This window comes from Aliiglaciecola lipolytica (assembly GCF_018860635.1).
Classification (GTDB): Bacteria; Pseudomonadota; Gammaproteobacteria; order Enterobacterales; family Alteromonadaceae; genus Aliiglaciecola; species Aliiglaciecola lipolytica_A.
Map to the genome: position 1 here is coordinate 22,060 of NZ_JAHKPT010000020.1, position 21,418 is coordinate 43,477.

Consider the following 21,418-nt stretch of genomic DNA (forward strand, 5'->3'; position numbering starts at 1 on the left):
ATCAACTAAGCACTAGAGTAAAGTTAATGTGTGGCAGATTCGCAAATCATGTGGGGGCAATGCACGGTTGGGCAGATATTTTATCAGACTGGCCAGCGCAGGCTGAATTGGGCTTTAATATAGCCCCCACTCAAATGGCTCCCATTGTGACGCCAGATGGATGCGAGGTCTTTCGCTGGGGGTTGTTACCTAGTTGGGTGAAAACTGCGAATACTGAATTTTCTACTTTCAATGCACGGCTTAAAACTCTGAGTGAAAAGCCCTCATTTCGACATGCGTGGGAAACCGGACAACGCTGTATTGTTCCAGCGTTAGGTTATTATGAATGGCGACAAGAAAATGGGCATAAACAAGCTTATTTTGTCTGTCGTAAAGACGGTAACCCGATTTTATTTGGTGGTTTATATGAGTCTCCGAGAAAAGATGCCCCTGGTTCATTTACTATCATTACCCGTCCCTCAGAAGGTGAGTTACAACCTCTGCATCACGCCATGCCTTTGATGTTCGATAGACAATTAGCTAAACAATGGTTTGACGCTGACCAAAACCTTTGTCAAAGCGAAGAGATAGCATGGTTACCTTACGCAGACGATTACAAGTATTATCCGGTGTCTAGTCAAGTCAATAAAGTCGCCAACCAAGGCCCTGAGCTTATTCAAGAAACAGAGCCGGAAAGTCAAATTCAACAGGGTTTTGGCTTTTAAAAAAGGGGTGAGTTAATTATCGTTTCCCCCTTTATTTTTAACTCTTTACTACCCATCTATAGTTTATCTGGAATACATTGTAATGATTGGTAAATGGACATACTCAGTGAAGCAGGAAACTATCGAAAGGAACTTATTGGGCTAACTGCGATGCTCATATTTCCTATGCTCTTCATTGTTTTGAGCAAACTTATTAAGTGGGCAAAAAGAAACTCTAAAGGCGCCTTTGTTTTTTTAGCCATATTTCCTCTTATTTCGCTGTTTCCAATTCCCCCTTCGGCAACTGAAAGCCTAGATAAACAAAAACGCGAGCAAATTAAACGGGGTGAAGAATCCGGCGATCCTCCTGATGATATGAACGTAGATCATCAAGAACAATGAACGTTCGAAACTAAAAGGCGCCTAACATCGTTAAGAAAACTGCCTCGTCGGCATTATGTTAGAGATACTATTGTTATTGGTTTGATATGAATCAAAGAGGTGTTAAATGTGGGATGAAAGATACGCTGACAAAGACTATGCTTATGGCAAAGAGCCGAATACCTTTTTAGCAGAAAATTATCAAGCTATTCCACAAGGTCGGGTTTTAAGTTTGGCTGAAGGAGAGGGCCGTAACGCGGTATTTCTTGCTCAAAAAGGGTATTCAGTTACGGCAGTAGATGGCTCTGAAGTAGGCTTGAAAAAGGCTGAAATGTTGGCAAAAGAAAAAGGGGTTGAAATAGAGCTTATTCATGCTGATCTAGCCGAGTTCGATATTGGTGAAGATATATGGGATGGCATTATTTCTATATTCTGTCCATTGCCTACCGAATTACGCAGCCAAGTATACAAAAGCGCGGTTAATGGGCTCAAAGCTGGTGGTGTGTTTTTGCTAGAAGCTTATACTCCCGAACAGTTAAAGCATGCGACCGGAGGCGGAAAATCGATTGATTCAATGACCACTAAAGAGTCGTTGCTATCGGATCTCGGAAGGCTGAATTTCAGCCAATTACAAGAAATAGAACGAGACGTTATCGAGGGGATATACCATACAGGTAAAGGGGCTGTGATACAGGCAGTCGCAACTAAATAAGGCACACATTTAACAACTGTTGTTAGCGCTGTTTGCGTCTGCCACAGGTCATTATTTGATAAAATTTGGAGATTATGTGAATGAAAGATTTACCCCATCAATACACTGTAATTGCTCAAGGCAATGTATCTGGCAGTTTAACTGCGAAATGCGAAAACTTGCCAGATATTGACGTAGCCCCACCTTCACAGTTTGGTGGAGCAGGTGATAAATGGTCCCCAGAAGATCTTTTTATGGCCTCAATTGCAAACTGTTTTGTTTTATCATTTCGTGCGATAGCTAGAGTAGCGAAGTTACAATGGCATTCGATTGAATGTTCATCAGAGGGTGAGTTAGACAAGTTTGATGGCAAAATTCAGTTCACTAAAGTCAAATCAAAAGTCAGGCTGGTTATTCCAAGCACCGAAAACAAAGATAATGCAGAAAGATTACTGATTAAATCAGATGAAAAATGCCTCATTCGTAATTCGATTTCCTGTAGTACCAGTATTGAGTGTGAAATCGTATACGGCGACGAATAGTAGAGAAGCAAAAAAGGCGCAGAGTTAATTCACTTTGCGTCTTTTTTATTGGAGTCTAAGGTATGAAGTTTTTGGTTTTTTTGGGGACTGTGCGTAATAGTACTCCCCCTAAACCTGCGCGTCTTGGCGAGCGAGTATGTAAAGCCTGCATAGCATGTTTAAACCATCGCTACGCGGCGCATACATTTGAGCTGGTGGATGCACTGGATTACCCGTTGCAGCCTGTTTTCAAGCCGCACTTTGCTTATTCTAGAAGCCAAGCGCCTACTGAGCTCAATCAGTTAGCCGACAAAATTCAATCAAGTGATGGTTACATCATGATAAGCCCTGAATATAATCATTCTATGAGTCCGGCATTGGCCAACCTGCTAAACCACTTTGGTAGCTCTTTATTTTCCTATAAACCCAGTGCAATAGTCACCTATTCTGCCGGGCAATGGGGAGGTATGCGCGCAGCAGTGGGAATGCGCACTTTTCTTGCTGAATTAGGTTGCCTGCCTGTTTCGGCTATGATTCATGTGCCCAAAGCGCAAGACGTATTCTCTGAGGATGGTTCGCCACAAATCGGCGAAGACCAAGAATCATGGTTTAATTACTTTGCTCGCACCTTCAATCAATTAATTTGGTGGGCAGAAGCGGCCAATCTGCATCGAGCTCAAATTGACCCTCACAATATGGTGAAGGACTTTAAAACAAACCCTTCCCAGCGCAATGCACCTTAGTCTGTTTATTAAGCTTTTAGGAATTGCTTGTTAGATACTGATACAGCATCTAAACTCTGCACAATCAATGTTCAAAGGGCTTTTTGGTGATAATTCAGGTTATTCCAAATAAACAATAAGGATATGCCAGCATGTTAAGCTCAACAGCAAGTTGTCTTTGTAAAGCGGTGGCAATTACCGCAAATGAAATTAATCCGAAGTTTACAGTATGTCATTGTGATTCATGCAGAGGCTGGGGCGGAGGACCTTTTTTTGCGGTGCAGTGTGGTAAAAATGTTACTATAGAAGGGCTTGATAAGGTAAAAATGTATCAATCATCAACCTGGGCTTCCCGTGGCTTTTGCACTGAATGTGGTACCCATTTGTTTTTTAAATTCAGTCAAACTGGTGACTACAATATGCCAATTGGCATCTTTCACCAACTCGATGGGTTAGAAATGGATATGCAGTATTTCAGTGATCAACGTCCGAATTATTATTGTTTTTCTAATCAGACTAAAGAACTCAGCAGAGCTGAAATAATGGATTATTTTGCGAAAAATCCATAAAAATATCGATTAAAAGCGAGTTTGCACAGAAAATATGCAAAAAGCGGTTTTTTAGTTTTCATTTCATATTTGAAGACACATTAACGACTATGGTGTTTTCGATTATGAAAACGCGAATGACGTTTTGCCTCAAAACAATGCCGTACTGTTCGCCGTGCCTAGGTGAGACACAATATACTTCCACTGCTTTTGTTGACTGGGATTTAACCTGCGACCTAGCAAGTAATCACATTGGCTGCGCAGGTTAAAATGGCAGTTTTTTGCTAGATTTTACTGACACATCATTAGGCACGGGAAACAGCGTTTAGGTTGTTGGCATTGACTTTTTAACCTTGGATTCCCTTCATACACTGCCATCGTGCCTTATGGTGCATCCAGTGATTGACAGTCAACAAAATATTTGTGTCCAGAATTGGCTCTATTTTATATTTTACATTTGAGTTGAGTCGCTAATATTGATGACCAATTTGACTCTTCTGAAAAATTATTAGCCAGTCCATCTGGGTTTTCTTCAGTGAGTTTTTTAACACCATGCTCTATCATATAATCTGGAATGTACTGGGGTTTTCCAAGGTTTTGTATGAAGTCGCAAGCTGCCTGCATTGACTCTGGGGATTCAATAAACGCCGTAAGTTTTTGTTGAAACTTATCTTGTTCAAGGGCTGTGAGTGACCAGATTGAGTGTTTCTGAATAATATTAATCGCCTGATGTGCAGTTGCATCAACAACTCTCTTAGAATCATAAATTCCGTAGGCACTGGCTAGTACATAATTGTAAATTGCGAGCTCGTCTTCACCATCGATAATGCACTGTTTAATTGAAGGGTATAAATCAACGGGGCTGATAGTCTGGTTTAGCGAGTTTTTATCGATACATACAGTTGCTAGTTTAGGGGCTAAATAGGTAGGTAGTGCGTCTACTTTTTCGGTTTTTTCACTTGGTGTGCAAGATAATATTGGTTCTTCCCTGAGCACTTTTACTTCCCATTCGTCGGCTATACTATTACTGTGTTGCGCGGTAACCACATATCTCATACATTCCTTCGCATCCAAAGGTAACATACGCAGCTCTGTTACTTTGCTCCTGACATTTTTAGTAGTGGCTAAGTTGATATAGTGAAATCCAGGTTTGACGTTTTTAACCTGTGTGCCGACTTCCATTTTTCCATCAATTGAGACAATGGTAACGTCATAGTTGTCCAAATCAGATGCTTGGCTTCGGGTGCCATCGATGACTGCATAAGGCTTAGACGCGCATCCGCCCAGCACTACTAGCGCAATTAGAAAAAAGCACTTTTGTAGACTTTGATACTTCATTTTATATCCCTATTTTTTCTATTCCATTATTACTAACAGTTAAAAGCCATTTACATCTAGGCTAATTATGTTTGTTAACCTATGATTAAACTATAACATCGAGGAATAGTACTAAGTCAAATTCGCTAGGTATTTTGGCAAGGAGATTCTATGCTTATTGAGATTTAAAAAGGTATAGTTAACCGAGATATTTTCAGTCAGTTGTGACTTGTGGTTAACAGGGTTATCGTATTGCATGTTTATCCCCTTTATTTTAAAACCAAACAAAATCCAATGGTCTCAATTTGAAAATAGTCGGCTATATATAACCTAGCAATTATGAAAAGGTGAAAATTATAATGAGTCCCTCATCGATGAAACATAAAGAATATAAAAGTATTCTGCGTGATCTTCAGATTCAATTAGTCAAACTTCAGAATCATATTATCAACAATAATTTGCGGCTTTTGGTTATTTTTGAAGGTAGAGACTCTGCTGGAAAAGACGGAATTATTAAACGAATTACAGAGCATTTGAGCCCACGAGACACTCGAGTAGTTGCCCTGGGAAAACCGTCAGATCGCGAAGTAAATTCATGGTACTTTCAGCGCTACGTGAGTCATCTTCCTTGTGCTCAAGAAATGGTTTTGATGAATCGAAGTTGGTACAACCGAGCTGGGGTTGAGCGGGTAATGGGGTTCTGTAGCGAAGCTGAGTATCAACATTTTATGCAGACAGTTATTCAGTTTGAACGCATGTTGATAGAGTCGGGGATTCACATTGTTAAATATTATTTGGATATATCTAAACAAGAGCAAATTGCCAGATTAGACGACAGACATACAAATCCGCTAAAACAATGGAAAATCAGCCCCATTGACGAAGTTGCGGTTGCCAAATGGGACGAGTATAGCGAAGCGCGTAATGAAATGCTTAATCGCAGCCATAGTGACACTACACCTTGGTATGTGGTGAGTGCTGATGATAAAAAACAAGCCAGAATAAATGTGATTCGTCATTTGTTGTCAATTATCGATTACAAAAATAACCTCAACGAAAACAGTAAAGTTGACGGAAATGTGGTCTTTCAGTTTGAACCGCAAAACTTGCACAATGGTAAAATTAGCAGCTAGTCAGAAATGCAATGGTGAAAAATTGCAGTCAATATTTTTAATTTTTGATAGATCTTTGATTGTTTGGCTTCAAGCGTTGGCTAAGGAAACTGGGTGTTGAGATCGTTAAATTCAAGAGAAAAAATTGCATACCGAAAATCATTTTAGGATTGGATGTTGAGCAAATATAGGCGATTTTGGCTACCTGTGTGCACTAATATGACGGTTCTTTTCAAAGTGAGAAACTTGCTATACAAACTCGATTAAGCGCTGCAGATCGATATAATGAAGAAGCGGGATTAGACCGCCTCTGTGAAAAACATGAACGTCAGACGCAATAGTAAAGTCTTTCATGCTCTAGCCGTTCTATTCAGAAAGCTCTTGTTTGCGATTAATTATGATAGTGACCAATAATAATGATAAAACAATTGCGGGAATAGCATTGGCAACCGCATCATAAACCACGTGAAAATAAATTGCCCCAAGCATAATAACTAGCAAACCACTTGCAGCGTAAACACTTAGCTTTTTAAACCAGATCCCAATAGCCCCTACTAATTCACTTGCGCCAATAAAATAACCGAACCAGATAGGTAACCCCATTGCTGCGAAGGATAAGTGCAATTGTTCAACTCCAGCCAATTTAGCCAATCCAGCGGCTGCAAAGGCAAAAGAAGCTAAACCAACTGATACCAGCATCGTAAATTTTGTAACTTTTTTCATAATTCAATTCCCATTTTTTGAGGTTATCTAAACAACTGCTTAGTTAATGAATTAAGAATAATCGAATAGCTACTTAATAAATATTGAATGTTTTTAATGAAGTTATAAACTAATGCTTTATGTTTTAGAGTGTGAATATGAAACTTGATCAACTAACTATGTTCGTTACTGTCGCTCGGCTGGGATCTTTAAGTCTGGCTAGTGCGCACTTAAATAAAACCCAACCAGCAATTAGTCAAAGCATTCGACAACTTGAAAGTTCTTTCAATTTAAGTTTGTTTAATCGTTCGGGTTACCGCTTAGAATTAACTGAAGTAGGGAATGTTCTATATCAAAAAGCAACCAGTCTTTTGGATGAAGCAAATGCGTTGCAACAAACTGCTAAATACATGGTGCTGGGAAATGAAACCAGCATTACCCTAGCAATTGAGGCATCATTTAATTTAAAACTGATTCTGCCATTATTAGAAAACGTACAAAACCAGTTCCCCAACACGCAAATCATTATCAAACAAGAATATTTAACGGGGGCGTTTGAAGCGATAAAAAACAAAAAAGCAATACTGTGCATAACCCCGTATCAAGAGGTTTTACATAAAGATTCAGAAATTGAAGAGCACTTCTTAACGAATGGTGCACTGGTCAATGTAGCATCACCTCGATTAATTAAACGGCATCCTAATTTACAAAGTCGCCGCGAACTTTTACATGAATATCAGATTGTTGTGCAGGATTCAGGGAGTGGATTCAAAGATACTGAATGGGGCGTGCAAGACGGTCAAAGAAGGTGGTATGTGAATGATTATCAAACTAAAAAAATGTTGATAGAAAGTGCTATGGGGTGGGGGAAAATACCCGATTACTTAGCAGCGCAAGGTATTCAAAATGGAACATTGGCTTTACTTAAATTAACTGATGTTAAAAACGAAATGCTAGCGAGATACCATATTATGAAAAACAAATCAGAGTTGTTAGGGCCTGTTGCTCAAGCCGTTTGGGAGCAATTTAAACATTACCGATTCAATTAGTCTTAGTTGCTTATTTCTAAATTAACACTTACACAATGCTGGTAAGTATCGCCAACACATAGTTCAACTTTCATCAAACTCAATTGTGTCTGAATTAAACATCAAGGTCACGTTATCGCCATAATGAATATTAACGATAGGTGGCGCTAATATTTCGATTATATTTTGCTGTTGAAAGTGCTGGGTTTTGGTCTCGGGGTGAGGATAGTAGACCCAAGCATCAAATTGCTGAGCTTGAAACTTAATTTGGCATTTGACCAAAGAGAAGGTTTCTTGATTGAATCCTTTTGCCCAATGAAGGTTTTCGAAACAAAAAGTGGGTTTTAGAATACGAAATGCACAAACCGGAAGTTGCACATTCAAGGTTCCATCAAAACACTCACTAATATCTAATCCCAAGTGTTTGAAAAAGGGTCTCTGCATTTCAATTGTGCCAGCAGGATAGGGCGAGCCTGCACCTTTGCCTGAAGCTACTTGGTGCCCTTGAACCACAACCCCTGAGATGATGATTTGAGGTGATGACATAGAGCTAGCACTTCAGTAAGGTTTTGTTGGCGTGAATACCCACAATTAAGCCAGAAACGTTAAATGCTATTTCCACACTGTCACCGCTTTTGAAATTGCCATTTATAAGGTTCATTTGTTGCAAAGTTTCAATCAGTTGCTTGGATATTTTAACTAGCTCGTTATCACAGGTTCTTAATTCCCAGCCATTTTCGAATTGGCTTAGAATTGCCGACTTTTGATGGTGACTTGCCAGTAGCGCCTTTTGCTGTAAGTAATCTTGATAATGTTGTTGGTAACGTTGGCTAATTTGACTGTAATCTTGGGATTGTTGGTCATCAATATTGTGTATTTCTACTGACGTATAGCGCAAAGTCTCAGGTGATTGGCGTAATTCATAAGATTGCCATGCGACTAGACCTAACAATAAGATTGTGCCTGTTGCAAAAGTCGCGCGCTGAAAGTTGTGGAACCAAGTATATAGCTTGGATTTTGATTCGGTGCTTTGCATCAACTGACGCTTCATGCTGCCCGTCGTTTGAACCTTGGTTTTACGTTGTTGATATAGCTCAGATATCCGAGTTTCAAAATGTTCTGTTTGTTTTGACGACCCTTGATCGTGTTCATGGGACTTAGTCATGGTATTTCTCTAATTGTTCACGAAGTGAATTCTTCGCGTATCTAATCCGACTTTTTACTGTCTCTACACCACAACCGGTAATATCGGCAATTTCTTGTAGACCGAATCCTTCTTGTTGTAAGCAGAATCCTTCTCGTTGCTCAAATGGTAAAGACATTAGGACCTTGTCAAAAATAGTTTCAATGGGATCAGCAAATTCAAAGGACGTTTTTAGCTGATCCAGAGGAGCGCCGGTTAATGGTTCACATCGTGTGCTGCGCCTAAATTCATCAATCAATAAATTTCTGGCAACTGTAAATAGCCAAGCATTGAATCGCCCCGATTCTTTGTATAAATGTGGCCTTTCAAACACCTTTAACCAAGTTCTCTGACTGATATCTTTGGCTAAATGCATATCAGATTGGGTAACTAAAAAATGGTAAAGGTCATTCGCACAGTTATCGTAAAGTTGTTCAAATAGTTTTTTATCGCCACTTTGTGCAAACCGGACAATTAGCCATTCGTTAGAATGACTAATTGAGAACAAAGATTTAATCGCTAAAGTTATACTCACTCAACTTCCTTTATGGCAGTGAAAATAGTTAGCTTTCTAATTTAAAGTCTAACACAACTTCTAATCCTGTCTGCTCGATGGGTTTACCATCTTTTATTTGGGGTCTGTACTTCCATTTTTTTAACGCTTTTCGCGCTTCACGATCAAATGTCCGTTTGGGGTTAGCATCGATGATTTGTATGTTTTGCACAGATCCACTGGCATCAATACTAAATTGCAGTTTCACCCAACCTTGAATCCCGTCTCTGGCTGCATCGGCAGGATATTTCGGTGAAATACGCACCATAGGCGTAGTTTCCGCATCTTGAATCGTTAAAAATTGATTTTCTGCGGCGATTTCTTGAGTAGGGACCTCAACCGTAAAGTTGGCGGTTAAGTTGCTATCATTAGGCTCAAACACCTCCTTTGGTTGTATTGTTTGCGGCATTAACTTAGGAGGTTCAATGGGTTTAATTTTTGTTCTTTCTATTGATTTACTGTCTTGGGTGTTAAATACAGGATCGACAAATACCCCAGCTGTCGGCGGTGTTATGTAATCTGCATTTTGTGCTGTTAGTTTTTGCATTATCACAAATAAGCCGAAAGTAATGATGGCTGCAGAACCAATAAAACCAGATATTTTAAAACCAGAGTGATGATAGGGATGTAGCATAATATTTTGCATTTGTGTTCCTGCTATTTGATGGATTTAATAACTAAACGAATCAAAATTAGAAATAGGGTTAAGGGGATGCAGGAAATATTAAAAAATATTTTTTATGAATAGCGTTTTTAGGAAAAATGTAACTTGGGCGAGTTAGGGCGAAGTTTTATTGTTTTAGATCTGCACTCAATAAACATTCGCGTTTATTTTCGAGATGACGATAAAGTGTGGAGTGAAGTTTTTGTTGTTTATTCAAATAATAGCCTACAAAATGATAGTGTAGCTCAGCCCAACATATCAGCGCAGTCAATTTTTTTGAGTTGAGTTAAGCAAGGTTAAATGAGTGACTTATCATCCAAAATTCAGCCTGTTAGTGTGTTAATTTAATGATGATAAAATAAACAATAAATGCTAACTTGGGTTTTTAACATACAAGACATTGTTTTTGTCTAAATTAGGCGAATAGCCTAATAGGTAATGTTAACCTTTGACGGAATTAGGGAACTTTGGGCACTGCCGTAAAGTGAATTTTAGCTAAGCATGCACGCCAGCATCAAGCTACAAAAATACTGCTAGATTAGGATGTCGATTTTGGAATCAGAAAACCGTAACAATGATAATCCTTTTGTTGGATTAAATGCGTTTGAGATTAGTCATACTGATAATTTTCAAGGAAGAGAAGATGTAGTTCAACAGGCGTTGTCAAAGCTCCAACACAAAGCGCTGTCATCCCAACCATTTTTGTTGTTGTTAGGTAAAAGTGGCGCTGGTAAATCAAGCCTTTTACAGGCCGGTATCTTCCCTAAATTAGATGAATTGCAGTTTGGGGAACAAAATATAAGCTTTCGTTCAACTATTATTACGCCTTGTAACTTAAGTATTGATCCTTTTCGCTCTCTAATTTTAGCTTTGTCAGACATTTCTGAGCAAGATTTTGTCGCCAATCAAGAACTCAATTCTTTAGTTAAAATGTGCAAACAGCAACCTGACAAATTTTTGCAGATGATGAAGCAGAAAATGGAGTCTTGGCCTGCTGATAAGAAACTGGCAATTGGTATTGTGCAGCTTGAGCGTTTATTTTTAACCGACTCCTTGGGTTACACTGAGCGACGTTATTTCACCGATATTTTGGCTGGTTTGGTCATCCACTGTGGCATACTCGTTGTGGCTACATTGCGCAGTGATTTTTATCATACCTTATCTGACTATCCAGCATTGCTGCGTTTAAAGCAAAATGGTGGACAGCTAGATGTGTTGCCTCCGACATTAAACCAACTTAAAAAAATGGTATTCCCAGGGACTGCTAAGCATCTAAAATTTGAACAGGCAAATGGAGAGTTGGTTAGCCTTGATGAATACATAGCCCAACGGGCGTTTGAGTTTCCTGACAGCTTACCTTTGCTGCAATTCGTTTTATTTCACTTACATCAAAATCGTTCGCAAAATGGACTGATTAATTACTCAACCTATCGTAATTTGGGGGGGCTAGAACGGGCGATTGCTAAAATTACCGAACAAACTTACGAAAGCTTGGATCGCTCTTGTAAAAAGCATTTTAACCGCACCGTTAGTCGCCTGGCTGAATTAAATTATAAAGGCCATTATGAGAGAGTTTGGGTTAAAGCTGACGATTTATATAAAAGCCACAATGCTAAAGAGTTAATTGATGCGTTTGAGGCGATAGGCATTATGAAGTCTGTGCAGGGAATTGATGGCAACAATTACATTTGCTTGGTACATGATTGTCTATTTGCTAATTGGCCTAGACTTAGTGAAGCTTTAGACCATCATCAAAAAACGCTCGAATTAAAAAACAAGCTAGAAGCACAAGCTGCTGAGTGGAAAAGTGCCACGCGACCTTCAGCATATTTACTCGCACCCGGTAAAGCTTTGGATGAAGGAAAACTCATTCTTAAGCAAAGTGGCTCCATAAGTTCGACGTTACGAGCAATGATTCATGCGTCAGTTAAGCGTGCGAGCCTTAAGTATCGAGTAGGTTTTGGCTTTGCAGTGCTGCTGTTAATGCTGTTTGGATTTATGATTAAAAATGCCTATGATGCAAAAGTAAATCAGAAAATAGCGGAATCGAAACTGATTGAAAGCCACGAATTAATTGAATTTCTGATTGATGAAAGCACCAAATTAGAGGCGATTGGACGGTTGGATTTAATCCAAGAAAGTTCAGAGCGTTCACTGGAATATCTAAGTACTGTATCACCTTCAGATGATTCTACTGCTGCCAAATTGAGTCGCAGCCAAACGTTTTTCCAATTAGGTAAAGTTTACTTGGAAAATCGACAGTTTGCGGGTGCTCTTGACGCTTTTAACAAAACGCTAGAATTGGATACTGAGCTTGTCGAGATCCATCCAAATGGCTTTACTTATGTGTTGGAATTAGCTCATGCAAATTATTGGATTGCTATGACTCATCTGCGCGCGGGAGATATCCAAAAGGCTGAACAGTACTTCCTATTTTACCAGACCAATGCCCATGATTTAGTTGAATTACAACCTGATAGCCCAATAGCCAAGATCGAACTTTCCAGAGCTTATTCCAATTTAGCCAAAATTGCAGCCCAACGAGGGCAGTTAGAAAGCGCGACACAGAGCTTTTTTGAGGCGGTTAAGTTTACCGAAAAAGGCAGATCTGCTGCCAATATTAGCGACTTATTGGAAGCCGCCAGCGCATATACTTGGTTGGCAAATAAGTATTATTCAGAATTGAAAATTGCTGAATCGCTAGAAATGAACAAGGGAGAACAAAGACTAAGATCGTTAATTATTAAAAAAGAAGACTCCCCAGCAAACCAAATGGCTGCAGCATATTCATTGTGGAAATTAGCGAATGAACACATTCTCGTTGGTCAATATAAACAGGCAGATTCTGCATTGAGTGAATTGAAGGTTGCCTGTGCTCGTGGGATGCGTGCTCAGAATGCGGATATTCAATGGCGATATTTAGATGCCTTTAGTGATGCCAGTTTAGCGCAGATGGCAATGCTGTCGGGAAATTCTGAACAGGCTAGAAAGTTATTTAGCGCCAGCTTTGGGAAAGTTGGTGATACTGCTGCAGGCTTAATGAGTCAGTGGCAAGATGCGTTTTTCGAGCGTCAATATTGGCTCGCCAGGTTCCATCATGGGAATGCTAATCAGAAAGGGCTTGAATCTGCTAGTTCGGTAATTATTAACGCCAATCAAGAGGATGCGATTAAATGGAAGGTACGTTTAGCGACTTTGGTCGGTGAACAAGTCGATTTCGAAGTGATGCAATCAGATGAAATTTTAAAACCACAAATGTTGATTGCCGCACTGGAATATTATAGTTTCCAAGATCATTTAGAAAAATTACAAAGATTGTGGCAACAAGTGCCGCAAGAAATGTGGTTAAATAAAGATCTTGAGGAACTGCGCGATACTTTGCGTAAGCAGATTCGAGAATTCACGTCACAATAAATAATTCAATTAGAAGTACCCAAAAAATATGATGGTAGGTGAAATTGCTGCTCTAAGCACTGCGTTGTGCTGGGCTGTCGCAGCACGAATGTTTCGAATTTTAGGCAAAAACTTTTCGCCTTTGGCGCTCAATTTATGGAAAGGCTTGGCAGCAATTGGCATCCTGCTAGTTATCACCCAGTTTTTTCTTCCTCAAGTTTCAGTATCAACCAATACCATGTTATGGCTATTGTTCAGTGGAGTGATCGGCATAGGATTGGGAGATACATTCTTTTTCCAAGCGTTAAACAAAATCGGTGATAGCCAATCTATTTTGGTTGCAGAAACTCTCGCTCCTATTTTTACCGCGTTACTTGCTATGGCTTGGATCGCCGAGTGGTTAACTTGGCAACAATGGTGCGGAATCGCCTTAGTTTTATTTTCAGTGGACATGATCATTAAGATTCAAAAACGATCAAGTTTTGATAAGTTTGAATTAAGCGGCTATGTCTACGCCGGTCTTGCCGCTTTGTGCCAAGCGGTTGGTGCGGTAGTCAGTCGAGATATTCTTACCTCAACTGGCATTGACGCATTTAATGCCAGCCAAATTCGTTTGCTTGGTGGGTTAGCTATTATTGTCATTTTAATGCTAGTAACCAAACAAAAATGGTTACCCACCACTGACAACCTTAAACGCACTTGGTTATTTTTTAGTGGTGCAACCGTGATTGGTACCTTTGCCGCGTTATATTTACAAATGGTTGCCTTTACCTATACCAAAGCCGCTGTGGTACAAACGTTGTTTGCCATGAGCGTCATTTTATCCTTGGTGGTGGCTAAAATACTGGGGGAAAAAGTCAGTGGTAAAACTACTATCTGGTCATTGATAGCGTTAATCGGTGTTGGTGTCTTAGTAGGTTTAGAGCACATTTAATCTGACTATTTTGTGGCTTAGTTAAAACAAATTTTTTTATTGGGGAATAAATTCGTTTTTCATTCGTTATCCAAGTGTCATTAATATAAACATGAGGAAACGAAGATGACTAAGCTAAACAAAATTGTAAATTTAATGGTAATTGCTGGAATAGCACAGGCAAGTAGTGCCGCTATCGCAGCCGATCTACAAATAAGCCAAGACATTCAGTTATCCAATCAAACACAAATTTCTCAGCAAGCAAATAGTCAAGATGCTTCAACGGATATCTCTGCCAATTCTGACTCTTCTGCTCAATCTAATGCTGATGTTCAGACAAATGCCGATACGACGCCTGAACAAGAGCAAGCCGAGTCTACTACACAAGATAGTTCGGAAATGGCTGCCACTCAAACTGCAAATCTGAATGGTGTTTTAACAAATACCGTCGATGAGTTCAGCACCAATGTGGGGAATTCCAGTGCGGTGACTGTAAATAATTCTTTAGCGGCAGTGTCAAAACTAACGGTTTTGAGCGTGACTAACCTAGAAAGCCCTGATTCTGTAGACGGAAATGATCAAATTCAAGAGACAACGAGCGATGATTTGGCGTTGCAGTCAACTCCGTCGCTAGTATCTGAATTGAATTCGTTATCAACTATAGATAAAGCACCATCACTTAACAGTGCTTCTGAGTTAACCAACAACATTGGGGCTAATTTATCACAAGTCGCAATGCTTGATGTTGCCTCCCAAGCGTCTCAAGTGATAGGGCAATTTGTCAACACAACGATTGCAGAAACAATCACTAGCAATGCTCAAAGTTCCATTTCACAAAACGTAAACAACCAAATTAGTACTTTGGTGACTGACCAAATCAATAATGAAGTAGCCACAGCATCTGCAATAGAGGTGGCTAATACCATTACTAATGACTTAGACCTAGGTATTTAACCTTCTTTAAACCTGCAAGATTACGTCAACTACTCGTTGGCGTGATTTAAGTATTATTGGTGGTCAAAAATGAAATTACGAATTGGCAATATTACCTGTATATTCGCGTGTGCAACCAGTTTTTTTACTTGGGCGGATACGCAATCTGCCTTTACGTTTAGTGGTAAAGCTGATGCTAGCGCAATCTACAATTCAGCCCTAAGTGTAGACGAGTTGGATGATGTATCTACTCAAAGTGACAGTGGGCAAGAACTAAATGCAATGCTACAAGGTAAATGGAAGATAAATGACAAAGCGCAAGTAACAAGTCGTTACGCTTACAGTCAGCAACGCTATAACCAATATTCACAATATGACTTGGAGTTACATCAGTTTAGCCTTGATGGCAGCTACAAGTTTACTCAACGTGAGTTTGGGCTGCGTTTTGATGGCGCCAAAGCGCGTCTCGAAACAGGCACTTTTTTAGATTTCCAACAAATGAGCGTTTATTTAGGAACATTTATTCAACCTGAGACTTTCTTGCGTACTAGCCTAAAATTTAAAAATAAGTCATTTACTCAATTATATGGAAGAGATGCCAATGGTTTTGGAGCATCCGCCGACCTATTTCACTTTTTGAATAATGCCAATACTATGTTCATGATCGGACTTAGCGGTGAAATAGAAAATGCGCACGATAATCAGTTTAATTATTGGGGAGCGGGGTTAAATACTAAACTAACTCATAAGTTCGATATGTTTGGCCTGGCCTCTAAGGTGGGAATAGGATGGCGATACCAATATAAAGATTATGAGTCAGTTGAGGTGTCAGACTTGCAAGCTAGTTACAATATTCAAAGAGACGAAAACAGACAGGTGATACAGGCTGATTGGGTGCTAAATATATTCGATAACTTGTCTGTTGTGACTGAAGTTCAACGTGGAGATTATAAATCTAAAGTTGAGAGCCTAACCTATCAGCAAAATATCGCTAGTTTAGGCTTAAACTATACCTTCTAAAGGTGTTTTAACCACTATTCTTTTACTTGCTTTTACTTCCGATACCTTGAATAGCGCCAATACCATATATTGGATCTCTCCCTTTTGGACCTAAGTCAATCGCTTGGTCTGATAGGGACGCTAAAACAGCGTCGCGATAACTCTGTTTCATATTTTTCGAGTTTTCCAGCAAACATGCAATCGCTGCTGACACCACTGGCGCAGCCATGGATGTGCCCGATTCTTTGCTTAAGCCCCCCATCGCCTGAGCAGTAATCACGTTTACACCCAACGCGGAATAATCTATATAATCGCCTCGATTCGACCAGCGATATGGTTTTAAATTATTGTCGAACGCACTAACTGCTATGACTTCATCATATCCAGCTGGATAAACTGCTTGGGCAGCAGGCCCTTCATTTCCGGCAGCCGCAACGATAATCGTTCCTTTCTGGATAGCGGCTGTAATCATTCGATTTAATATTCGGTTATCTGGGCCAGCCAAACTCATGTTGATTACTGTAACCTTTTCCTCTACTAACCAGTTTAATGCATCAATCATGGCGCTTAATGTCGCACCCTGGGAGTAGTCGGATTGCCGATAAAACACTTCTGCAGAGTATAAATGTGCTTGCGGTAATAATGGGATCAGCGTGTTGAATTCTCCTATCAACACCCCTGCGACAGCTGTGCCGTGCAGTGCGGGAGAATTTAAGTTCTTGGTTAAAAAAGACTTCGCAGTGATCTTCGCTTTTGCAAACGCAGGGTGCGTTCGAGCGACTGCGCTGTCGATCATGCCGATTCGTGCAGTCGTAGTACACAATGATTGGTTTATTGGCTTGTGTGCCGTATCAAAAGCGGTTTGCGGTGTCTGGGATTGCGCCGTATAAATATGATTTCTATCTAAGGTAGCAAATGCTTCTTGGGTTAAATGTTTAGCTAATGCGGATTTTGAGTCTAAATGGGACGGAATTGTAAATCGCAAAATAGACAATCCTAATCCTGAATATGTTGAATCCGAATTAATCATAGCGCCTAAACCAGTTAAAGTCTGTTTGGTTTGTTCATCTGCTAATATCATCCATTGGTTTTGGACCGCTCTCCATCCATCATCCAATTTGACTTCTACAAAAGCTGGGTTGCTAAGGTCAGCGCCTATCGCTAAAGTTTTCGGTAATGTTGTTAAGGGTTCTGTTATTAAGTTTTCTAACGCTGGCATCTCACTGAGCGCAAAGGGCTCTTTTACTTCTTCAACGATTATTTTTTGCTCTAATCGGTCGACTGTTTTTTCAATATTTTCAACTTGCTTAGTAATGCCTTGGGTATTAATTAATTGTGCCGAAGACACCTGACTAAATGCCAACAAACTGAATATCGTTATTTTGATTCGCGTCATGTTTACCTCTTGTGTTAATACTAAACTTGATTAGTAAACGTTTCAGCTAAAAATAAATTTCATTTTATTTGGAATAAAATTTTAGTTCATTCGTTAACTCAATAAAGATACAGAGAAAAGAGTAAAAACCATGACTGACACCTTCGAAAAAATCATACCTATGCTAAGGCGATTTGCGTTTTCGTTGACTGGTAGCCCAGCTGATGCAGATGATTTAGTGCAAGCTACTTTCGAAAAAATTCTAAAAAAAGGCGTGCCAGAGGATGTCGAGATCCTCAAATGGGCGTTCAAAGTGTGCCGCAATGTATGGATCGATGAATATCGTTCACGCAAGGTGCGACTAAATGCGACGCACTCTCCAGAGTTACAAGAGCAAGTATCAAAAGAACAAGAGCCTCAGCATGAAGCGCAGGCACTGTTAACCCAAGTGAACCAAGCTATGGATTCACTACCAAGTGACCAGCGTTCAATCTTGTCGTTAGTGGCATTGCAAGGCATGTCATATAAGGATGTTGCTGCCACCATGGAAGTTCCAGTCGGTACTGTTATGAGTCGCTTATCCAGGGCTAGAATGACTTTGCTGAATATGGTGAATCCACTGTCACATGGAGAAAAAGCATGAACATTACTGATGAGATGTTGAGCGCATTTTTAGATGCAGAGTTGCTGGCAGAAGAAATGGAGCAGGTGCGTAAGGCCCTTGAAAATGATGATGAATTAGTAATGCGCTTGGCAGAGATATCACAAGTTGATCAGTGGGTTGTTGAAAATGCACAGCAAATGGATCAAACCCCAGAGCCTTCAATATTGGTTGAACTTGCCCGGAAAATTGATGCAGGAAATGATAAGACCAACGACGCAATAAAAAACAATGTGGTACAGATATCAGCTCAAAAAAAGCGTAAACCGAGCATCAAACTACCTTATTCATTAGCAGCAGGAGTAGCTTTAATTTTAGCTGTTGGCGTTTTAACCATCAACCAGCCAACTTTTGAATCAAGTGTTTCTGCTGATATTGCCAGTATATTAGATTCCACTATGAGTGGACAGACAACCTTGACGACAAATGGATTAGCAGTTAAACCGCAGCTTAGTTTTGCTACTCAAAATGGCGAATTGTGTCGTCAATACCAATTGTCTGAAGCTGAAATTAGCAGTACCAACATCGCCTGCAAACAAACCAATGGTTGGCATATAAAAGCTAAACATTCAGAACAAGGTTCGCCAGACAGTGGCAGCTATCAAACAGCATCAAATCAACAACAACTTGATGCTGTAATAGACCAAATTATTAGCGGTGCTCCGCTGGACAGAGCGCAGGAACAACAAGCCATTGTTAATCAATGGCAAAGTAATCAATAAATACATTAAAAAGTAAGAGGTGAAATATGAAATCTATCATGCTGTTTTTATCAATCGTACTATTCGTGTCAGGCTGTGCTTCGAAACCTGATTATCGTGCTGCACAAAATGGTTCAGTTGGATATAGCGAGCAAAAAATTACTGATGACCGTTACCGAGTACAATTCAAAAGTTTCTCAAAAAGTGTTGCAGATGCCTCAGATTTTGCATTGCTTAGATCAGCTCAATTAACTCAACAGCAGGGGTTTGATTGGTTTGTTATTACCAACAAAGAAACCTTTGTAGAGTCGCAGAAGTTCCAACCTGCATCATCATTGGGCCTGAGTCATCAACGTCAAATAGAGCGTGAATGCGGATTGATAACTTGTAACTCTTATGAGCGACCGTCTACCGAGTTAGGCATGAGCATGAATACTAGGGCAGGGAATGAGCGCAAAGAAATCCATAGCATTTTAGATATTCGGATGGGAAAAGGAACGAAATTGAGCGAAGAGGCTTATGGTGCACAAGATGTAATCGATAATTTAATAGAAAAATCTAAAAATGATTAAACTGAGCGGCAATTGATAATAGCTATAGGTAAGAGTTTTTGGGGGTTTAAGCCCCCTTTATCTTCCAATGAAATATATGTTGCCTTAAGTGTTGGCTTTGTATACAATTCGCGCCCTTAAATCAGCTATCACCTTTAGTTCCTTGTCTCAATACAGTTTGGCTGAGCTGTAAGAGGCTACAACCGTAAGGAGCAACAATGCGTCATTACGAAATCGTGTTTATGGTCCACCCTGACCAAAGTGAACAAGTTCCTGGTATGATTGAACGTTATACCGGAATAATCACAAACGACGGCGGAACTATCCACCGTTTAGAAGATTGGGGCCGCCGTCAATTGGCATATCCAATCGAAAAATTACATAAAGCACACTACGTACTAATCAATGCTGAAGCTACTGCAGAAGCAATTGAAGAGCTAGAAACTGCTTTCCGTTTTAATGATATTGTTCTTCGTAACCTTGTTATGCGTACCAAAGGAGCTGAAACTGAACAGTCTCCAATGGCGAAAGAAGAACGTCGTGATGATCGTCGTGATGACCGTCGTCCAGAGCGTTCTGAAAAGCAAGAAGAAGCACCTGCTGCAGCTGTAGAGCCTGCTAGCACTGAAGATCAAGCATAAGGAGACAGATAATGGCTCGTTTTTTTAGACGTCGTAAATTTTGCCGTTTCTCAGCTGAAGGTGTTGTCCAGATCGATTATAAAGACATCGCTTTGCTGAAAAACTATATCACTGAAAGTGGTAAAATCGTACCAAGCCGTATCACTGGAACTAGCGCTAAATATCAGCGTCAGTTGTCAACTGCTATCAAGCGCGCGCGCTTCCTAGCATTGCTTCCATATACTGATTCTCACAAGTAATCGTTGGCGTAAATAAGAGGTAGCAAAGATGGAAATCATTCTACTAGACAAGATCGCCAACCTGGGCGGCTTGGGTGACACTGTCACTGTAAAATCAGGATATGCACGTAACTTCCTTTTTCCTCAGAAAAAAGCAGTTCCTGCAACTAAAGCAAATGTAGAAAAGTTTGAAGCACAACGTGCTGAACTTGAAGCAAGCATTGCTGCGACTTTAGCTACTGCTGAAGCGCGTGCTGCTAAAATCGTTGAGCTTGGTGAAGTAACTATTGCTTCTCCAGCTGGTGACGAAGGTAAGCTTTTCGGTTCAGTTGGTACTCGTGATATTGCTGATGCAATCACAGCTGCTGGCGTTGAAGTTGCAAAATCTGAAGTTAAATTGCCTACTGGTACTTTGCGTGAAACTGGCGAGTTTGAAATTGACTTACAGTTACACTCAGATGTAATGACCACTGTTAAATTGGTTATCATCCAAGAAGCATAAATCTTAGATTTATAGACTTTAAAAACCTCGCTTCGGCGGGGTTTTTTTATGCCAAAAGAAAAATATGGCCCATGTGCTTTTAGCTCAAGGAGTGTTGCTGTATGTCCAACGGGATAAATCCCGTGCTACAGGGATGTGTAGCCATGGGCTTTTAGCTCATGGAATGTTGCTGTATGCCCAACGGGATAAATCCCGTGCTACAGGGATGTGTAGCCATTGGCTTTAGCCTATGGAATGTTGCTGTATGCCCAAAGGGATAAATCCCGTGCTACAGGGATGTGTAGCCATGGGCTTTTAGCTCATGGGATGTTGATGTATGCCCAACGGGATAAATCCCGTGCTACAGGCGTTTGTAACCATGGGTTTTTAGCCTATGGAATGTTGCTGTATGTCCAACGGGATAAATCCTGAGGGATCCCCACAGCG

Annotated in this window: 27 protein-coding genes; 20 read left to right on the plus strand and 7 right to left on the minus strand. The window is 40.1% G+C overall.

The genetic code is table 11. The features are described from left to right. The first annotated feature begins 26 nt into the window (after positions 1-26). From KO530_RS08380 to KO530_RS08405, 6 genes are all read left to right on the plus strand, one after another. A complete protein-coding gene (locus tag KO530_RS08380) occupies positions 27-704 on the plus strand; it encodes an SOS response-associated peptidase (protein WP_216047971.1) in 678 nt (225 codons plus the stop codon). A gap of 93 nt (positions 705-797) precedes the next feature. Next, on the plus strand, positions 798-1,085 hold the full coding sequence (locus KO530_RS08385) for a hypothetical protein (protein ID WP_252729047.1): 288 nt from the start codon (positions 798-800) through the stop codon (positions 1,083-1,085). 106 nt (positions 1,086-1,191) lie between these two features. After that, positions 1,192-1,776, plus strand: a complete 585-nt coding sequence (locus KO530_RS08390) for an SAM-dependent methyltransferase (protein ID WP_216047972.1) — start codon at positions 1,192-1,194, stop codon at positions 1,774-1,776. Positions 1,777-1,856: 80 nt separating this feature from the next. Next, positions 1,857-2,297 (plus strand): OsmC family protein, encoded by a 441-nt coding sequence (locus KO530_RS08395; protein ID WP_216047973.1) that lies wholly within the window; start codon positions 1,857-1,859, stop codon positions 2,295-2,297. Between the two features lie 62 nt (positions 2,298-2,359). Then, positions 2,360-3,019, plus strand: a complete 660-nt coding sequence (locus tag KO530_RS08400) for an NADPH-dependent FMN reductase (RefSeq protein WP_216047974.1) — start codon at positions 2,360-2,362, stop codon at positions 3,017-3,019. A 131-nt stretch (positions 3,020-3,150) separates the two neighbouring features. Next, entirely contained in the window at positions 3,151-3,567 is a 417-nt protein-coding gene (locus KO530_RS08405) for a GFA family protein (protein WP_216047975.1), read from the plus strand. A gap of 423 nt (positions 3,568-3,990) precedes the next feature. On the opposite strand, the gene KO530_RS08410 is transcribed toward KO530_RS08405, so the two are convergent. Then, a complete protein-coding gene (locus KO530_RS08410) occupies positions 3,991-4,884 on the minus strand; it encodes a hypothetical protein (protein ID WP_216047976.1) in 894 nt (297 codons plus the stop codon). A 338-nt stretch (positions 4,885-5,222) separates the two neighbouring features. Here KO530_RS08410 and ppk2 point away from each other — a divergent pair, with 338 nt between their 5' ends. Then, the gene (gene ppk2, locus KO530_RS08415; RefSeq protein WP_216047977.1) at positions 5,223-5,996 is read left to right on the plus strand and encodes a polyphosphate kinase 2; all 774 of its coding nucleotides are present in this window, start codon (positions 5,223-5,225) and stop codon (positions 5,994-5,996) included. 345 nt (positions 5,997-6,341) lie between these two features. Here ppk2 and KO530_RS08420 read toward each other — a convergent pair whose 3' ends face one another. Further along, positions 6,342-6,698: a DoxX family protein gene (locus KO530_RS08420; protein ID WP_252729049.1), complete on the minus strand. Its 357-nt coding sequence runs from the start codon at positions 6,696-6,698 to the stop codon at positions 6,342-6,344. 137 nt (positions 6,699-6,835) lie between these two features. Between KO530_RS08420 and KO530_RS08425 the strand changes: the two genes are divergently transcribed. Then, positions 6,836-7,726 (plus strand): LysR family transcriptional regulator, encoded by an 891-nt coding sequence (locus KO530_RS08425; protein WP_216047978.1) that lies wholly within the window; start codon positions 6,836-6,838, stop codon positions 7,724-7,726. 63 nt (positions 7,727-7,789) lie between these two features. Here the strand turns inward: KO530_RS08425 and KO530_RS08430 are convergent, their stop codons facing one another. The 4 genes from KO530_RS08430 to KO530_RS08445 are packed head-to-tail and all read right to left on the minus strand — an operon-like array spanning position 7,790 to position 10,087. Continuing rightward, positions 7,790-8,251: a hypothetical protein gene (locus tag KO530_RS08430; RefSeq protein ID WP_216047979.1), complete on the minus strand. Its 462-nt coding sequence runs from the start codon at positions 8,249-8,251 to the stop codon at positions 7,790-7,792. A gap of 4 nt (positions 8,252-8,255) precedes the next feature. Further along, positions 8,256-8,870, minus strand: coding sequence for a hypothetical protein (locus KO530_RS08435; RefSeq protein WP_216047980.1), 615 nt, complete (start codon positions 8,868-8,870; stop codon positions 8,256-8,258). Further along, positions 8,863-9,423 carry a sigma-70 family RNA polymerase sigma factor gene (locus tag KO530_RS08440; RefSeq protein ID WP_303502037.1) on the minus strand — a complete coding sequence of 187 codons (561 nt, stop codon included), beginning with the start codon at positions 9,421-9,423 and terminating at the stop codon, positions 8,863-8,865. Before KO530_RS08440 ends, KO530_RS08435 begins: the two co-directional genes overlap by 8 nt. 28 nt (positions 9,424-9,451) lie before the next feature. Beyond that, on the minus strand, positions 9,452-10,087 hold the full coding sequence (locus tag KO530_RS08445) for an energy transducer TonB (protein WP_216047981.1): 636 nt from the start codon (positions 10,085-10,087) through the stop codon (positions 9,452-9,454). Positions 10,088-10,657: 570 nt separating this feature from the next. Between KO530_RS08445 and KO530_RS08450 the strand changes: the two genes are divergently transcribed. From KO530_RS08450 to KO530_RS08465, 4 genes are all read left to right on the plus strand, one after another. Next, on the plus strand, positions 10,658-13,519 hold the full coding sequence (locus KO530_RS08450) for an nSTAND1 domain-containing NTPase (RefSeq protein WP_216047982.1): 2,862 nt from the start codon (positions 10,658-10,660) through the stop codon (positions 13,517-13,519). A gap of 28 nt (positions 13,520-13,547) precedes the next feature. Beyond that, positions 13,548-14,432, plus strand: coding sequence for a DMT family transporter (locus tag KO530_RS08455; RefSeq protein ID WP_216047983.1), 885 nt, complete (start codon positions 13,548-13,550; stop codon positions 14,430-14,432). Between the two features lie 105 nt (positions 14,433-14,537). After that, entirely contained in the window at positions 14,538-15,365 is an 828-nt protein-coding gene (locus KO530_RS08460; protein ID WP_216047984.1) for a hypothetical protein, read from the plus strand. Positions 15,366-15,434: 69 nt separating this feature from the next. Then, complete coding sequence (locus KO530_RS08465) at positions 15,435-16,364, plus strand: hypothetical protein (protein ID WP_216047985.1); 930 nt, start codon at positions 15,435-15,437, stop codon at positions 16,362-16,364. Positions 16,365-16,386: 22 nt separating this feature from the next. On the opposite strand, the gene KO530_RS08470 is transcribed toward KO530_RS08465, so the two are convergent. After that, positions 16,387-17,739 (minus strand): S8 family serine peptidase, encoded by a 1,353-nt coding sequence (locus tag KO530_RS08470; protein WP_216047986.1) that lies wholly within the window; start codon positions 17,737-17,739, stop codon positions 16,387-16,389. Between the two features lie 130 nt (positions 17,740-17,869). On the opposite strand from KO530_RS08470, the gene KO530_RS08475 reads away from it, so the two are divergent. From KO530_RS08475 to KO530_RS08510, 8 genes are all read left to right on the plus strand, one after another. Continuing rightward, entirely contained in the window at positions 17,870-18,361 is a 492-nt protein-coding gene (locus KO530_RS08475; protein ID WP_216047987.1) for an RNA polymerase sigma factor, read from the plus strand. Further along, entirely contained in the window at positions 18,358-19,101 is a 744-nt protein-coding gene (locus KO530_RS08480; RefSeq protein WP_216047988.1) for an anti-sigma factor family protein, read from the plus strand. The genes KO530_RS08475 and KO530_RS08480 overlap by 4 nt, the downstream gene beginning before the upstream one ends. Positions 19,102-19,127: 26 nt before the next feature. Then, positions 19,128-19,652, plus strand: coding sequence for a CC0125/CC1285 family lipoprotein (locus KO530_RS08485; RefSeq protein ID WP_216047989.1), 525 nt, complete (start codon positions 19,128-19,130; stop codon positions 19,650-19,652). Positions 19,653-19,849: 197 nt separating this feature from the next. Further along, complete coding sequence (gene rpsF, locus KO530_RS08490; protein WP_216047990.1) at positions 19,850-20,272, plus strand: 30S ribosomal protein S6; 423 nt, start codon at positions 19,850-19,852, stop codon at positions 20,270-20,272. Positions 20,273-20,283: 11 nt separating this feature from the next. Beyond that, complete coding sequence (gene rpsR, locus KO530_RS08495; protein ID WP_008843478.1) at positions 20,284-20,511, plus strand: 30S ribosomal protein S18; 228 nt, start codon at positions 20,284-20,286, stop codon at positions 20,509-20,511. Between the two features lie 28 nt (positions 20,512-20,539). Then, the gene (gene rplI, locus KO530_RS08500) at positions 20,540-20,992 is read left to right on the plus strand and encodes a 50S ribosomal protein L9 (protein WP_216047991.1); all 453 of its coding nucleotides are present in this window, start codon (positions 20,540-20,542) and stop codon (positions 20,990-20,992) included. A gap of 64 nt (positions 20,993-21,056) precedes the next feature. Continuing rightward, positions 21,057-21,218, plus strand: a complete 162-nt coding sequence (locus tag KO530_RS08505; RefSeq protein ID WP_216047992.1) for a hypothetical protein — start codon at positions 21,057-21,059, stop codon at positions 21,216-21,218. Then, positions 21,209-21,403 carry a hypothetical protein gene (locus KO530_RS08510; protein WP_216047993.1) on the plus strand — a complete coding sequence of 65 codons (195 nt, stop codon included), beginning with the start codon at positions 21,209-21,211 and terminating at the stop codon, positions 21,401-21,403. The genes KO530_RS08505 and KO530_RS08510 overlap by 10 nt, the downstream gene beginning before the upstream one ends. The last annotated feature ends 15 nt before the right edge of the window (positions 21,404-21,418 follow it).

What these genes read in the sequence shown, in the direction of transcription:
- rplI (WP_216047991.1), top strand. Translation starts at nt 20,540, where the DNA reads ATGGAAATCATTCTACTAGACAAGATCGCCAACCTGGGCGGCTTGGGT.
- ppk2 (WP_216047977.1), top strand. Translation starts at nt 5,223, where the DNA reads ATGAGTCCCTCATCGATGAAACATAAAGAATATAAAAGTATTCTGCGT.
- KO530_RS08445 (WP_216047981.1), bottom strand. Translation starts at nt 10,087, where the DNA reads ATGCAAAATATTATGCTACATCCCTATCATCACTCTGGTTTTAAAATA.
- KO530_RS08395 (WP_216047973.1), top strand. Translation starts at nt 1,857, where the DNA reads ATGAAAGATTTACCCCATCAATACACTGTAATTGCTCAAGGCAATGTA.
- KO530_RS08380 (WP_216047971.1), top strand. Translation starts at nt 27, where the DNA reads ATGTGTGGCAGATTCGCAAATCATGTGGGGGCAATGCACGGTTGGGCA.
- KO530_RS08480 (WP_216047988.1), top strand. Translation starts at nt 18,358, where the DNA reads ATGAACATTACTGATGAGATGTTGAGCGCATTTTTAGATGCAGAGTTG.
- KO530_RS08430 (WP_216047979.1), bottom strand. Translation starts at nt 8,251, where the DNA reads ATGTCATCACCTCAAATCATCATCTCAGGGGTTGTGGTTCAAGGGCAC.
- KO530_RS08425 (WP_216047978.1), top strand. Translation starts at nt 6,836, where the DNA reads ATGAAACTTGATCAACTAACTATGTTCGTTACTGTCGCTCGGCTGGGA.
- KO530_RS08475 (WP_216047987.1), top strand. Translation starts at nt 17,870, where the DNA reads ATGACTGACACCTTCGAAAAAATCATACCTATGCTAAGGCGATTTGCG.
- KO530_RS08420 (WP_252729049.1), bottom strand. Translation starts at nt 6,698, where the DNA reads ATGAAAAAAGTTACAAAATTTACGATGCTGGTATCAGTTGGTTTAGCT.
- KO530_RS08400 (WP_216047974.1), top strand. Translation starts at nt 2,360, where the DNA reads ATGAAGTTTTTGGTTTTTTTGGGGACTGTGCGTAATAGTACTCCCCCT.
- KO530_RS08455 (WP_216047983.1), top strand. Translation starts at nt 13,548, where the DNA reads ATGATGGTAGGTGAAATTGCTGCTCTAAGCACTGCGTTGTGCTGGGCT.
- KO530_RS08410 (WP_216047976.1), bottom strand. Translation starts at nt 4,884, where the DNA reads ATGAAGTATCAAAGTCTACAAAAGTGCTTTTTTCTAATTGCGCTAGTA.
- KO530_RS08405 (WP_216047975.1), top strand. Translation starts at nt 3,151, where the DNA reads ATGTTAAGCTCAACAGCAAGTTGTCTTTGTAAAGCGGTGGCAATTACC.
- KO530_RS08385 (WP_252729047.1), top strand. Translation starts at nt 798, where the DNA reads ATGGACATACTCAGTGAAGCAGGAAACTATCGAAAGGAACTTATTGGG.
- KO530_RS08435 (WP_216047980.1), bottom strand. Translation starts at nt 8,870, where the DNA reads ATGACTAAGTCCCATGAACACGATCAAGGGTCGTCAAAACAAACAGAA.
- KO530_RS08460 (WP_216047984.1), top strand. Translation starts at nt 14,538, where the DNA reads ATGACTAAGCTAAACAAAATTGTAAATTTAATGGTAATTGCTGGAATA.
- KO530_RS08470 (WP_216047986.1), bottom strand. Translation starts at nt 17,739, where the DNA reads ATGACGCGAATCAAAATAACGATATTCAGTTTGTTGGCATTTAGTCAG.
- KO530_RS08505 (WP_216047992.1), top strand. Translation starts at nt 21,057, where the DNA reads ATGGCCCATGTGCTTTTAGCTCAAGGAGTGTTGCTGTATGTCCAACGG.
- KO530_RS08465 (WP_216047985.1), top strand. Translation starts at nt 15,435, where the DNA reads ATGAAATTACGAATTGGCAATATTACCTGTATATTCGCGTGTGCAACC.
- rpsF (WP_216047990.1), top strand. Translation starts at nt 19,850, where the DNA reads ATGCGTCATTACGAAATCGTGTTTATGGTCCACCCTGACCAAAGTGAA.
- rpsR (WP_008843478.1), top strand. Translation starts at nt 20,284, where the DNA reads ATGGCTCGTTTTTTTAGACGTCGTAAATTTTGCCGTTTCTCAGCTGAA.
- KO530_RS08390 (WP_216047972.1), top strand. Translation starts at nt 1,192, where the DNA reads ATGTGGGATGAAAGATACGCTGACAAAGACTATGCTTATGGCAAAGAG.
- KO530_RS08485 (WP_216047989.1), top strand. Translation starts at nt 19,128, where the DNA reads ATGAAATCTATCATGCTGTTTTTATCAATCGTACTATTCGTGTCAGGC.